We start from the raw sequence: 13,501 nt of genomic DNA, 5'->3' as shown, positions 1-13,501 counted from the left end.
AGCGTCGCTGCGTAGAAAATCCTGTGTGCAGCGCCGCGAGGAAAACCTAATCCCTCGATACGGCGGACTCAGCAGGTGCGGCGGGGGTGAATAACCGGGGGAAGAACATCGCGCAGCACAAGAAGATGAGCGCGAGGAGGAAATAGGAGTTTCCCAGGGGCAGTGCCCACAGCGGCCAGTGGAGTTCGGGGCCGTCGTTAGGCAATCGCCAATGGGGAGCGAAGATCACCGCGGCGGCGATGGCGGCGCTGAGCCCCGCCATGACCTTTCTGCCCTGGATTGCTGCGCAACCGGTGACAAGCGCTGCGGGAACGAACCATACCCAGTGGTGGCTCCAGGAGACGGGGGAACAGATGAGGGCCACAAGCGAGTTCACCACCAGCGCGGCGGGCAGGGCGCCAACACTGAGCAAGCGGTGCATGGTCCAGGCTGCGGCCAAGACACAGAGCACGCTGGCTGCCACCCACAGCAGAGAGATCACACCGGGGTCCAGGTTGAGGCGGTAGAGAAAGCCTTGAAGCGACTGGTTGGAGGCATAAAAGGGGGAGCCGATGCGGTTGGTATCGGCAAGGGTATGGGTCCAGTAAGTAATCGAATTGCCGGGGCTGAGGGCGGCGGAGAGGGCGCTGAGGCCCAGAGCCGAAGCCACGGACCACGCGGCGGCCTTCCAATCCCTTTTGACGAGGAAGTAGAGGCCAAATACCGCGGGAGTGAGTTTTATGGCCGCAGCCAGGCCCACGAGCACGCCGCGCGGCAGGCGGTGGCGGCCTAATATATCCGTTGCCACCAGGGCCATGAGGATGAGGTTGATCTGCCCGAATACGAGGGTCTCGCGCACCGGCTCCGCCAGGAGGGCGAGGGGGAGAACGCAGAGCGCCCAGAGGGAGGCCGCCTGGCGGTGATGAAGCGGCAAGCAGTGCCGCAGGGTGAGGGTGCTGCCCCACCAGAGGCAGAAGATATTGATGCCTAGGAGCGCAATCGCGCCCACGGCGGAAGGCAGCCAGGCCAGCGGTGCGAAGAGAAGAGCGGCGATGGGCGGATAGGTGAAGGGGAGGGTGATAATGCCCATGTCATAATCGCGCTCATAAATGGCCTCGCCGTTCAAGAAGGCCCGGGCGCCGGCGCGGTACACTTCAAAGTCGAGGAAGTAGCGAAGATGGAACGCATCGGCAAAGAGATAAAACGCGGCCAAGAGCAGGGTAAGCCCGATTCCGGCTCGCCACGCCCATCGCGGGGGTCGCAGCGGCCTGGGTGATCCCTGGGAAATATCTTCGATCACCTGCGTATTATAGGCATACTCTCGATGGGGGAAGGAATGGCTGCGGCGAGGGGCGACGAGCGATTGAATGAGGCCACACGCTAGGCTCTCAACGGAGAGCGCGCTTCCGCGCCCCGAAAGAACAACGAGTAGCCAAAGGGAATGAGGATTACCTGTGCGGTATTTCTATGACACCGAGTTTATAGAGGATGGCCGCACGATAGATCTTGTTTCCATCGGTATCGTTGCCGAGGACGGGCGCGAGTATTACGCGGTGTCCACCGATTTCGATGAGCGCCGCGCGAACCCCTGGGTGCGCGAGAACGTGCTGAGTAAACTCCCCAGCCCTCATGCGAAGGAGTGGAAACCGCAGCAGCAGATCCGCCAGGAAGTCTATGACTTCATCACCGCTGGCCCGGAATGGCCGGAGCTATGGGCCTGGGTGGGGGCCTATGACCACGTGGTGTTGGCGCAGCTGTGGGGGGACATGGCGGGGCTGCCCAGGGAGGTGCCGCGCTATACCAGGGAATTGAAGCAGCTCTGGGAGATGGCGGGCCGCCCAGAACTCCCCAAGACCCCCGCGGGAGTTCACGATGCTTTGGTGGACGCGCGGCATAATCTCGTGAAGTTTCGGATATGCCAGGAACGCCTTTTCCTCGGAGAGGATAACCAAATACGCGGCCTGAACTGGGGAAGATGAATGAATAGAGGCATAAAGATGGGCTTGTTGATTACACTGAGGGAATGAGTTGGACCGTAGACATTCCTAAAGAGGCCCTGCCCGATCTTCCACCCCTGCCGGACGGGATTCAAGAGGTATTCGAGGACGTTATCGCCCGCCCCGCCCACCAGCAGCCCACCTGGGATCGCGTGAGCGCGGACAACGTGCGCAAGATCCTAGAATCCGTCCCCCCGGTGGTCGTCGCCCCCGAGGTACGCGAACTTAAGCAGCAGCTTGCCGACGTCGCCCTGGGCAAGGCCTTCCTGCTCCAGGGCGGTGACTGCGCGGAGACCTTCGAGTCCAATACCGAACCGCATATCCGCGCCAATATTAAGACCTTGCTGCAAATGGCCGTGGTGCTCACCTACGGCGCCTCCACTCCCGTGGTGAAGTTGGCCCGTATTGCCGGACAATACGCCAAGCCGCGCTCCGAGGATCGTGACGCCAATGGCCTGCTTAATTACCGCGGTGACATCGTCAATGGCGTGGAGCCCACGGAGGAAGCACGCCAGCACGATCCCGCCCGCATGATTCGTGCTTATGCCAATTCCTCCGCGGCGATGAATATGGTGCGCGCCCTGACCTCCTCGGGCATGGCGGATCTCCACCGCGTGACCAAGTGGAACCGCAAGTTCGTGGCCACCTCGGCGGCTGGAGCCCGTTATGAGGCCCTGGCCAAGGAGATTGAGCGCGGGCTGAAGTTCATGGAGGCCTGCCAGGTGCGCGATGACTCCCTGAGCAGCGCCACCGTGTACTGCTCGCACGAGGCTCTACTCGCGGACTACGAGCGCGGCATGCTGCGCCTGGGTAAGGATGCCGAGGACGTCACCCGCCTCTACGATCTCTCCGCGCACCAGTTGTGGATCGGTGAGCGCACCCGCGGCATCGAGGACTTCCACATCAACTTCGCCGCGATGATCGCTAACCCCGTGGGCTTGAAGATCGGCCCTTCGATTACTCCGGAGGAGGCCGTGGCCTACGCGGAGAAACTCGACCCGGAGCGCGAGCCGGGCCGCCTGACCTTCGTGTCCCGCATGGGCTACGGCAAGGTGCGCGACGTACTCCCCGGCGTGATTAATGCCGTGGAAAACGCCGGGCACAAGGTGGTGTGGCAGTGCGATCCCATGCACGGCAATACCTTCACGGCCTCGAATGGCTATAAGACCCGTCACTTCGACAAGATCATCGACGAGGTGCAGGGCTTCTTCGAGGTGCACCGCGCTCTGGGTACTCATCCCGGCGGCCTGCACATCGAACTCACTGGTGAGGACGTCACCGAGTGCCTGGGTGGCGCTCAGGACATCACCGATGTGGACCTGCCGGGGCGCTACGAGTCCGCCGTGGACCCGCGTCTGAACCCCCAGCAGTCCTTGGAACTGGCCTTCCTCGTGGCAGAGATGCTGCGCCGCTAAGTGCGGTTAACCACCAGATAGGGGGTTAACCCAGGGCGGTCACCGTCACCGGGGAGCCTGGGGAAAGAGACTTCCCCGGCAGCGGGGACTGCGTTATCACCAGCGCATTGCGGGAGGCCTGCCGTCCGGTATCCAGGCTCAGGCCCTCCTCCTCGGCGATGCGCTCGGCCTCGGCCACCGTCTTGCCCAACAACAAGGGTGTGCGCACCTTGCCGGGAAGGTACACATTGACGTTCGGGGACTCGGGGTTTACGCGCTCGCCGGAGCGCGGCTCGGAGCGCAGCACCTCGCCGCTATCCCCGGTAGCGTTTTCATCGCGCAGCACCTCGCCCAGTACCAGGCCCTCTTCGGTCAGGCGCTCGGCGGCCTCCTCAGTATCGAGACCGGAGAGATCCGGCACCGTGAGCGCGGTGGAAAGCACCAGGTGTACACCATCGCCGCGCGCGGCCTCCGCACCGGCGGCCGGGGTGGTGGAGGATACCTCGCCGTTATCGCGGGCGGCGTCGAAAGCCCATTCCACCGCGCTCACCTTCAACCCGGCCTTTTCCAGGGCTTTTTCCGCTTTCTCCTGGCTCATGCCGGATACGTCGGGTACCTCCACCGGGGCCGGACCTTTGCTAACCGTGAGGGAGACGGTGCTCTCCGTATCCACGGTTTTCCCCTCGGAAGGGGAGGTAGAGATGACCCCGCCAGCGGGCACCTCATCGGAGTATTCGCGCTCTGTCACGGTGGCGTGCAGGGTGCGCTCGCTGAGAAGTTGCTCGTAGCGCTGCACATCGGCGCCTTCGGGAATGGCGGGTACGGAGGGCCTGCCCTGGGAGACGAGCAGGGTGACCTCGGAACCGCGCACGGCGCGCGAACCCGAGGGTTCGGTATCTACGACGTGATCTTTTTCCACCTCATCGTCGTAAACATCCCGGGAGGTGGCCTCGAATCCGGCTTCTTCTACTAAGGTGAGCCCCTGAATCTTCTCCGAGCCAATCACCTGGGGAATATCCCCATAGCGCCCGGAACCCAGCCACCAGCCGCCCAGGGCCACGGCCCCGATGATGAGCGCCACCAGGGTAATCCACACCGTAAGCCGCACCGGGGAGCGGTTGGTATAGGGCTTGACCGGGGGAGGGGTATCCGCGGCCGGAGCGGGTTCGGGAGTAGGTGCGGGCTGCGGTGCAGAAACCGGGACTGGGGTAGGGGCCGGCGCAGGAGCCTCCGGCAGCAGAGAGGTTTGCTCGCCCGCGGGAGGCTCGGGAGGTACCGGGGCCTCAATCACCCCGGTGGCCAGCATTTCCGTGGGCAGGGTGCTGGTATCGGTGGGAACGGCAGCCGCGCGATGGGCGGCGGCATTGCGAGGGATCGGCACCACGAAGGGAGGCAGGCCCAGTTCTTGGGCTGTACTCTCGGCGGCGTCGAGGAAGGCGGGGGCGTCGGCAAAGCGCTGGGCTGGGTCGCGCAGGGTGGCCTGGGCCACGAGGGCGTCGATCTCTGCGGGGATTCCCTCGATGAGAGAGGAAGGGGCGGGAACGTCCTTGTCTAGGCGCTGATAGGCGCAGTCGAGATCAGTGTTGCCCTGGAAAGGGGTTTCTCCGGTGAGAAGTTCAAAGAGCAGGATTCCGGCGGAGTACACATCGCTGGCGGGTCCCAACTCCGTGCCGCGCACCTGCTCCGGGGAAAGATAGGAGGCGGTGCCCACGATGTGCGCGGTGGTGTGCTGCTCGGAATCGGTGGCGCGGACCAGGCCGAAGTCCGCGAGTTTGACCGAGTGATCGGCGCTGATGAGCACGTTATCGGGCTTGATGTCCCGGTGAATGAGCCCATCGCGGTGTGCGGCGGCCAGGCCCGTGAGCACCGCCCGCATCACGGCCAGAGCACCGTGGGGCGGCATGGGGCCGCGCTCGGCAATGAGTTCGCGCAACGTGCCGCCGGTGATGAGTTCCATCACCAGGAATACATCGTTGCCATCCGAACCGAAGTCATATACCCCCACGATATTGGGGTGATTAATGCGCGCCATTGCGCGCGCCTCGCGGCGGAAACGCTGGCGAAACACCGGGTCATTGACGTAGCGCTCGTCCATGACCTTCACCGCCACCGCGCGGCCCAGGCGGAGATCCACGCAGCGGTACACCGTGGACATGCCACCGCGCGCAATGGGGTGATCTATCTGGTACCGGCCCTCAAGGACGTCTCCCACCTGAAGTTGAGTCATGGCCCCCAGTATGGTCGAAGGAGCGAAGGGAGCGGTAGCCGGATCGTCTAGAATCGTGTGCCGTGAGTGTTCAAACTGTTTCCTCCGAGGTTCTGCCCGCCCCCGAATCCTTCCTCACTCTGGAAGAGGCCTCGGAGCGGTTGGGTATTCTGGTCACCCGCGTGCTGGACATGATCGGGGAACACAAGATCATCGCCCTTTCCCACGAGGGAGCCAAGGTGATCCCGGAGGCGTTCTTTGGGGAGAAAGGCACCATTCAGCGCTTTGTTCCAGGGGTTATTGCTTTGCTTTCCGACGGCGGCTACAGCGACGAGGAGATCATCCGCTACCTCTTCACCCCCGACGACACCCTGCCGGGCCGCCCCATCGACGCCCTGCACGGGCACCTAGCCCGCGAGGTTATGCGGCGAGCGCAGGCGATGGCGTTTTAGAGGATTTTTCCTCCGGGCGATATAGCCACGTGGTCAGCGCCCAGGCCACCAGCGTGGAACAGAGCATCCACGGAAGGTTGTAGAGCTGGTGGTTACCGGAACCCGCAAAGGAGAGGGTGACCACGATGGAAAGCCCCGTGGCCCAAGGCAGCACCCAGCGCGGTACCGGGGTGACCGCCACCAAGGAAATAAGGCTGGCGTAGTACCAGGGCAGAGTGACGGAGTTAAAGAGGAAGGCCACGCAGTAGGCCACCGCGATACCGCGCATGGCCTGCACCGCCGAGGAACGGAAGAACCACCAGGCCGCCACCAACCCCAAGCCCATGACCACCATTGAGGCGGTGCGCAGGAATCCCAGCGGGACGTTGAAGGTTAGGGAGCCATCGAAGAGCAAGAGGAAATCCGTGACCACCCCGGCGAGCAGCGAGGGCAGAGCCAGGGGATTAATGACCTTGGAATTACCGGAAATCTCCGCCAGCCACCCCCAGGAGGAACGCGAGACCCAGGTGATCGCCGCCACCACGGCGATGGTGAGGGCCGCCCCGAGAGTGGCGATGAGGGTGAAAACCCCTGCGCGCCGGGCCAGGCTCGCCTCCTTGGTGGTGTAATGCCACAGCGCCATCCACACCACGAAGGGCAGGGCAAAGGCCGCCGTGGCCTTGAGCGCCACGGCTACGGCGATGAGTGCAATGGCCCCGGCGTAGCGGTGGTTCACCGCGCAGACCAGGCCGAGGCTGACCAGCCCCACCATCATGGATTCGTTGTGCATGCCGCCCACCAGGTGCAGAATCATCACCGGATTGGCCACACCAATCCACAGGGCCAGGCCGGGCTCCGCCCCCAGAGCGCGGGCAATGCGCGGTACCGACCACGCAATCGCGGCAAAGCCGAGGATGGAAAGCACCTTGTAGAGCAGTACCCCGGCGGTGATGTTATCGCCCACAATCCTCGTGATGCCCTCACCAATCCAGAGGTGGAGGGGGCCATAGGGCGTGGTGGTATTGCGCCAGTCGTGGGAGACTTCGAGGAGCATGGGGCCGGGGTTAATCGCCGCACCCTGGGTATAGGGATCAAAGCCATCGCGGAGCATGGCCCCCTGCATGAGGTAGGAATACACATCGCGCGAAAGAATGGGGGCGGCCACCACGAGCGGCAGCACCCAGGCGGTGAGGCAGGAGCGCACCTGCCGCCACGCCGTTTCAGAGGCGCTGAGTACCTGCTTACCCAGCAACACCCAGGCGGCTATGAGCAGGATAATTCCCGCCCACAGCATGGTATTGGCGAGGCCCGCGCCGTGCCCATAGGCGAAAAAGTCGAGCCCAATGGCATGGAGAACCCCGCCGCGATTGCGCGTGGCCCCGGCACCAAAGGAGCCAAGAGCAATGAGGGCGGTGCCTACCGTACCTAAGTGAAGCGGGCGAAAAGACATGGTGGGCTTACTTCCTGCGCTCCGTGGAACGCACGGCGAGTTCCGCCAGCGCCGTGCGCACTTCCGGGGAGAGGGAAGAAACGTTGAGGTGTGCGATACCCGATTCCACCAACGTGTGAATCCGACGCTCCACCTCATCGAGGGCACCGGAGGCCTCGATGATCCCCGTCATGCGGGCGAGTTCTTCATCATCGAGATGCGTGCCGACGGCCCCCCGCAGCCGCGCCGCCGCCGCAGGGTCGCGCTCGTCGGCAGCGGCTAAGGCCAGGGCGAGCAGGACCGTGCGCTTTCCCTCGCGCAGGTCATCGCCCGAGGGCTTGCCGGTGATGCTGGGATCGCCAAAGATTCCCAGCACATCATCGCGCAGCTGGAAGGCGATGCCCACCTCGCGGCCGTAGTGGCGGAAGGCCTGGGTGACCTCCTCGGGGGCGTCGGCAATGGCCGCGCCCAGGTGGAGCGGGCGCTCGATGGTATAGGCGGCGGTTTTAAAGCGGTTCACCGATTCCGCCAGGGCGATGTCCTCGCTGGCGGTAGCCTCTAGGGAGATGTCGAGGATTTGGCCGCCGATGACCTCCGTGCGCATGGCGCGCCAGGGAGTGCGAGTGCGGCGCAGGGCGGCGTCGGAAAGCCCGGAATCGTTGAGCATATCCTCCGCCCAGGTTAGGGCCAGGTCCCCGATGAGAATGGCCACGGAGCGCCCAAAGTGATCGCTGGCCCCCAGCCAGTCCTCGCGGCGGTGCTGGTGCTCCATACGGCGGTGCACCGTGGGGGAGCCGCGCCGGGTATCGGAGGAATCAATGATGTCATCGTGAATGAGAGCGCAGGCCTGAATGAACTCCAGGGCGCTGACTGCGCGCAGCACGGCCTCGGGGTCCTCGCCACTTTCTAGACCACCAGCTCCAAGAAAACCCGCCCACCCATAGAGGGGACGAATGCGCTTACCCCCGCCGAGCACGAAGGAGCGCAGGTGCTCGGCGGCCTCCGCGACGGGACTGCCGATGGTTGTGACCTCTGGGAATCGGGAATCGAGATAATCCGAAAGGATCTCATGGGTTGCTGCGGGAACATCGCGGAGGGGAAGCGAGGAAGCATCATGGGCCACGGCGGGGAACATCCTTCCGGGGAAGAGCGCAAAGTTAATACTCACACGATACCTAGTGGAGGGGGTTGTTCTGAGCCGGGAGGGGCAGTGGGGCGCCGAGGACGGCGAAGGGGCGGGAATCCCCCGGGAAATAGAAGGAACACAGGAGATCTTGGAAGCCAAAGGAACGATATAAGCGAAAGGCCTTGTTTGCCTCGCCCGGAACCTCGGGGGTGGAGAGGAGGGCAAGGGGTTCGTGAAGGCCGTGGAGGAGATGAGAAAGCAGGCGACGCCCCACCCCTTGCCCTTGATGGGGTGGCGCTACGTGGACTTCTGCCACCTCAAAGTAGTTTTCTAGCAAGGTGAGGGGATTGCTCCCCTCGTTCGGCAACAGGGCTTGTTGCCTGTTGTACTGCGCGCCTTGCTGTGAGTTTTGTCGTGAGCGCAGCCCGCGCTGGACCTGCTCGTGCCACCAGGTGTGTGGGCAGCCGTGGAAGCCATATGCGAGCCCTGCTAAAGCACCGCGATTAAGGGCACAAAAAGCCCGGAATCCTGGCAAGGTGCTGTCTTTCTTCCATGCCTCAATGCGGGTGGAGCGGATGCGCGGCGGGTACTTCATCGCCGTGATATAGAGGTCCACCAAGGTGGGGGCGGCGGCGGAAAAATCTTCGGCGGTGAGCGCATGGATGCTGATGCTCATTCTCTTATGCAATCACGTTGATGTTTATGAGCAGTAGTGAGGTGCCACGAGGGTGTTCGAAAATATGTTCTATAATGGAGGCTGTGTGGTCACGCGGGCTGTTTAAGGTGAGCGTCGTTGAAGGTGATGAATTGAGGAGGCCGGATCATGGTGCAAGTTATTTCCGCTACTGCTTTGCAGGCGTATCGAGAAAGTCGTGGCGGTGCGCGGCGCTCGCGCCGCTCTGAGGTGAGCCCGGAGGCTTTTCTTGTTAAGGCGGGGGCGCTGCTTGATCGGGCTCGGGCTGAACGCCAACGGGGGCAGGGTGATGAGGCTTTTGAGTTTGCGTACCGTTGTGCTCTGCGCGTGGCGGGTGCGGTGATCGCCTCCTCGCCCGTGGGGAAGCGGCGGAGGTTGCCCACGGGGGCTTGGGCCAGGCTGAGGTTGGTAGATGTCCGTGGAGGGGATTGGGCCGATGAGTTTGAAGCCTTCTCGCGTCTGCGCTCGCGGCTTAATTCCGGGTTAGAATCGGGAGTGGAAGAACGCGTGGTGGATAGCTTGCTGGCTTTAGCTTCTGAGTTCCTCGATGAGGTGGAGGCTGCCGTGGAGTCTGCTATCGCCGCAGCCTAATGCGTGGTGGGGAACACTGGCGCATGTTGAGGCGTTGAGATTCTATGAACGGCCATAAGGTCGGCGTGAATGGCGCGCAAGGCCAGGAAGGACTGGGAGGAATCGTGTCGCTATCAGAGCAGGAACAGCGGGTGTTACGAGAGATTGAGCAGTCTCTTCTCGCGGAGGACCCGCGCTTTGGTGCGGCAGTATCGGGAGGCTCCGATTTCCGTTCGGCTTCTCCCGGTCTGCTTTTGCGAGGCGTCGCCTTGGGGGTGCTGGGCTTGGTGCTGTTGGTCGGCGGAGTGGCACTTGCTCAAAACTCGTTGTGGTTTATTGTGCTGAGCGTGGCGGGTTTCCTGCTGATGTTCGGAGCGGGCGTGTGGGTGCTGCGCGGTTCCTCCTCGGGAGAGGCGGGATTGTCCCGTCGGGGAGCGAGCGGGCCCAATGAAACCCGTGATAGGCAATCGCGGGGCGGCGGCTCCTCTGTGGCACAGCGGATGGAAGAAGATTTCCGACGCCGCTTTGAGTAAAGCCGTGGCGCGCGGCCTTTGTCTTAATTGCCTGCCTTGATCGCGCGCTTTAGTGGCCGCTGCGCTTTGCGGTTGGCCATGCCCGTGCCTGGGCTTCCCGATGCTGGAAGTCGTGGCACGGGTTTTGTTGTTTCGAGGTGGGTCGGGGCGGGCGCGTTGGGACAGGCGCGTTGTTGGCGTCGGGGATGTACCGGCGTATTCCCCACTTTCCCCCACCCATGCTGCCCACTCTCTTTTTTCTCTGGCGGAGGGTGCCTGAAGGGAAGCGGTGGGGGCTTTGCTGGTGAGGGCTGATGTCTCTTGGGGCTTAGGGGTTTGTAGGGGGTTGTGGGGCGATTTTTCTTGCAGTGTGTAGTGTTTCTTCTGTTACTATTGTGACTAAAGTGACCTGTGCTTTTTGTGTTCTGGGGCGGTTCCCCCACCTGAAAAATATCCCTTGAACTGCTCTTTTTCTGGCTTGCTGTGGATTGTGGGGTGTTATGGCTAGTTCTGGTGGGGGAAAGTGGGGTAGAGTGGGGCGTGCTGGTTGATCTTGGGGGCTGTGGCGGGCGCTGCGGCTCTGTGAGATTGGCTAGGGAAGGGAAGCCGGTCCCATGAAGGCGAGTGAAGGAAGGTGGTTCCGGGATGTTTCTCGGTACCTATACTCCGAAGCTCGACGACAAGGGGCGCCTCACTCTCCCCGCAAAGTTCCGCGATGAGCTTGCAGGGGGATTGATGGTCACGAAGGGGCAGGATCACAGCCTTGCCGTCTACCCCCGCGAGGAGTTCGCGGAGCGGGCGAGGAAGGCTGCGGCGGTGTCCCGCACAAACCCGGAGGCTCGCGCGTTTATTCGTAATTTGGCGGCGAGCGCCGATGAGCAGCGTCCAGACGGTCATGGCCGGATCACGCTCTCTGCGGCGCACCGCAGCTACGCGGGCTTGACGAAGGAATGTGTGGTGATCGGTTCGGTGGACTTCCTAGAGATCTGGGATGCGGAATCCTGGGCTCAGTATCAGAAGGAAACGGAGGAAGCCTTCTCGGCAGCCGATGCCGATGACATCCTCGGTGGCCTGCTGTAGCGAGTCCATGATCGTATCCAGGCGGAGTACGTGGAGGACTCTGCCCGGGTGCCCTCGGTGTTCTGGTGTACTTCCCCGACATCAGAACCCACGAGAACCCGGGCAGGGCCCTGCACATACTGCGCTACATGTTGCCCATGATTGCGGTAGTACCAGTAATCGCTAATAGGTTAGGGAAAGGGGGATGACGGAACCCATGAACGATCAGCACACGGGATACGACGAGAAGCTAGTAGAGCATCACGGCCACGTGCCTGTGTTGCGTGATCGAGTCACGGAACTACTGGCCCCCGCCGTGGAGGCTGCGGGTGATTCGGCCGTGATCGTCGATGGCACCCTGGGCGCGGGCGGACATTCCGAGCATTTTCTGCGAACCTTCCCCCAAGCGGTGCTGATCGGTTTTGACCGTGACCCGGTGGCTCTGGAAAACGCCACCTCAAGAATCCGCGAGGCGGGTTTTGCGGATCGCTTTTGCGCGGTTCACGCGCGCTATGACCGCGTGGCCGAGGAATTGGCTCAGGGCACCGGGGAGATCATGGAGCGCGCTCGTGCGCATGGAGTGGCCGGGGCGCTGTATGACCTCGGGGTCTCTTCCATGCAGCTTGATCAGGTAGAGCGTGGTTTTGCCTATCGCGTGGATGCTCCCTTGGACATGCGGATGGATCCCACGGTAGGAATCACGGCGGCCGAAGTGCTGAATACCTATAGCCACGGAGACCTCGCCAGGGTGCTTAAGAACTATGGCGATGAGCGCTTTGCCGGCAAGATCGCCTCGGCCGTCCTGCGAGAGCGCGATAAAGAGCCCTTTAGCACCTCCGGGCGTTTGGTGGAATTGCTCTATGACACCATTCCGGCTGCTGCCCGACGCACCGGTGGTCACCCCGCCAAGCGCACCTTTCAGGCTTTGCGCGTGGAAGTGAATAGTGAATTGGCCTCCCTGGAGGCCGCGATTCCTGCTATCACGGGCAGCCTCACCCGCGGTGGGCGAGCGGTGTTTATGAGTTATCAGTCCCATGAGGATCGCCTGGTAAAGCGGGCCTTTACGGAACTGAGTACGTCAAAGACCCCGCAGGGGTTGCCGGTGGACCTGCCGGGAATGCAGCCGCATTTTAAGGTGCTCACCAGGGGCGCAGAAAAGGCGACTGAGCAGGAAATTGACGATAATCCTCGTGCTGCGCCGGTGCGAGTGCGCGCCATTGAAAGAACTGACATAGAAACCGAGAGCACGATCCTTGGAGGAATCCGATGAGCCCCCACCGTGAAACGAGCGCTCGCCGCAGCCGGGATATGAGCATGGAAGGCACAGCGGCCACCGCTTTGTTGGATCGTGATGTTCGGACGGCGGGGTCGGCAAGAACCCTTCCACAAACGCCGCATCGCACCCGACGCAACCCGGTGCGCCGGGTGGTTCCCAAGCCCGCCGTGGGGCGCCTCGGCTCGCGCCAGGTTGTTTCGGTGCGGGGGCGTCGCATAGCCACGGCGCGGCAATCCTCGCGCTTTACGCGCATTAGCCTCGTGGCTATTGTGCTGCTGATTGGTGGAGTGGCGCTGGCGATGGCGCTTTCGGGTATTTCCACTCAGCAGACCTTCCGATTGCAGCAATTAACCGCGCAGGAAAAGCAGCTGGATAATCAGATTGAAACCCTCAATAGGGATGTGGAAACCGCGCGTAGCTCCTCGGAGTTTGTGCGCCACGCCAACGACAACAAAATGGTTGTTCCGCAGCAGCCCGGTATCCTAGCCGTGGAGAAAAACGGCGAGGTACATGAGCAGCGCCCGGCGGAGGGAGATTCGCGCCCCGTTATTGACGTCAATGGTGCTCCCGCTCGGGCCAATGCGGCATCGAGTAACCCGGATAAAACGGAGGAATTGGGCAATAACCTTGAGGCCCTGCCGCAGACTCCGCAGGCGGCTCAACCGTCCGCCGGGAATCAGGCAAAGCCGCCCTATCTGAATTAATCCATGTATGAACATGAGGGAAGGGGCATGGGTCAGTGAATCCTTCGCATGATCGCCGCACTCCGGCGGCGCCCCGGTATTCTTCCGGGGCGTCTTATCGCCCGGCGGCGGAGCCCGTGCGCCC

13 protein-coding genes are annotated in these 13,501 nt (G+C 62.7%); 8 read left to right on the top strand and 5 right to left on the bottom strand.

The features are described from left to right. Positions 1-46: 46 nt before the first annotated feature. A complete protein-coding gene (locus Clow_RS04735) occupies positions 47-1,279 on the bottom strand; it encodes a glycosyltransferase 87 family protein (RefSeq protein WP_156334641.1) in 1,233 nt (410 codons plus the stop codon). A gap of 154 nt (positions 1,280-1,433) precedes the next feature. On the opposite strand from Clow_RS04735, the gene Clow_RS04730 reads away from it, so the two are divergent. Beyond that, positions 1,434-1,958: a polyadenylate-specific 3'-exoribonuclease AS gene (locus Clow_RS04730; protein ID WP_055177043.1), complete on the top strand. Its 525-nt coding sequence runs from the start codon at positions 1,434-1,436 to the stop codon at positions 1,956-1,958. Positions 1,959-2,002: 44 nt separating this feature from the next. Beyond that, on the top strand, positions 2,003-3,391 hold the full coding sequence (locus tag Clow_RS04725) for a class II 3-deoxy-7-phosphoheptulonate synthase (protein ID WP_055177040.1): 1,389 nt from the start codon (positions 2,003-2,005) through the stop codon (positions 3,389-3,391). A 25-nt stretch (positions 3,392-3,416) separates the two neighbouring features. Here Clow_RS04725 and pknB read toward each other — a convergent pair whose 3' ends face one another. Further along, positions 3,417-5,597, bottom strand: coding sequence for a Stk1 family PASTA domain-containing Ser/Thr kinase (gene pknB / locus Clow_RS04720; protein WP_055177036.1), 2,181 nt, complete (start codon positions 5,595-5,597; stop codon positions 3,417-3,419). Positions 5,598-5,659: 62 nt separating this feature from the next. Here pknB and Clow_RS04715 point away from each other — a divergent pair, with 62 nt between their 5' ends. After that, positions 5,660-6,028 (top strand): Rv2175c family DNA-binding protein, encoded by a 369-nt coding sequence (locus Clow_RS04715; protein ID WP_055177033.1) that lies wholly within the window; start codon positions 5,660-5,662, stop codon positions 6,026-6,028. On the opposite strand, the gene Clow_RS04710 is transcribed toward Clow_RS04715, so the two are convergent. The 3 genes from Clow_RS04710 to Clow_RS04700 are packed head-to-tail and all read right to left on the bottom strand — an operon-like array spanning position 5,997 to position 9,238. Further along, a complete protein-coding gene (locus Clow_RS04710) occupies positions 5,997-7,457 on the bottom strand; it encodes an alpha-(1->6)-mannopyranosyltransferase A (protein WP_055177029.1) in 1,461 nt (486 codons plus the stop codon). The two genes, Clow_RS04715 and Clow_RS04710, sit on opposite strands and share 32 nt — an antisense overlap. A gap of 7 nt (positions 7,458-7,464) precedes the next feature. After that, on the bottom strand, positions 7,465-8,571 hold the full coding sequence (locus Clow_RS04705; RefSeq protein WP_055177026.1) for a polyprenyl synthetase family protein: 1,107 nt from the start codon (positions 8,569-8,571) through the stop codon (positions 7,465-7,467). 40 nt (positions 8,572-8,611) lie between these two features. Next, complete coding sequence (locus Clow_RS04700; protein WP_055177023.1) at positions 8,612-9,238, bottom strand: GNAT family N-acetyltransferase; 627 nt, start codon at positions 9,236-9,238, stop codon at positions 8,612-8,614. A gap of 147 nt (positions 9,239-9,385) precedes the next feature. Here Clow_RS04700 and Clow_RS04695 point away from each other — a divergent pair, with 147 nt between their 5' ends. From Clow_RS04695 to ftsL, 5 genes are all read left to right on the top strand, one after another. Beyond that, positions 9,386-9,847, top strand: coding sequence for an SAV_6107 family HEPN domain-containing protein (locus Clow_RS04695; protein ID WP_055177020.1), 462 nt, complete (start codon positions 9,386-9,388; stop codon positions 9,845-9,847). A gap of 104 nt (positions 9,848-9,951) precedes the next feature. Further along, positions 9,952-10,359, top strand: coding sequence for a DUF3040 domain-containing protein (locus Clow_RS04690; RefSeq protein ID WP_055177582.1), 408 nt, complete (start codon positions 9,952-9,954; stop codon positions 10,357-10,359). A 624-nt stretch (positions 10,360-10,983) separates the two neighbouring features. Continuing rightward, positions 10,984-11,418, top strand: coding sequence for a division/cell wall cluster transcriptional repressor MraZ (mraZ, locus tag Clow_RS04685; RefSeq protein WP_055177017.1), 435 nt, complete (start codon positions 10,984-10,986; stop codon positions 11,416-11,418). A gap of 184 nt (positions 11,419-11,602) precedes the next feature. Then, complete coding sequence (gene rsmH / locus Clow_RS04680; protein WP_370871874.1) at positions 11,603-12,667, top strand: 16S rRNA (cytosine(1402)-N(4))-methyltransferase RsmH; 1,065 nt, start codon at positions 11,603-11,605, stop codon at positions 12,665-12,667. Further along, positions 12,664-13,377, top strand: a complete 714-nt coding sequence (gene ftsL, locus Clow_RS04675; protein ID WP_156334639.1) for a cell division protein FtsL — start codon at positions 12,664-12,666, stop codon at positions 13,375-13,377. Before rsmH ends, ftsL begins: the two co-directional genes overlap by 4 nt. Positions 13,378-13,501 lie beyond the last annotated feature (124 nt).

The organism is Corynebacterium lowii (assembly GCF_001412085.1).
In the GTDB taxonomy this organism is placed as follows: domain Bacteria; phylum Actinomycetota; class Actinomycetes; order Mycobacteriales; family Mycobacteriaceae; genus Corynebacterium; species Corynebacterium lowii.
The sequence above is the reverse complement of the archived record's forward strand: the minus strand, read 5'-3'. Positions and strand labels throughout refer to the sequence as shown.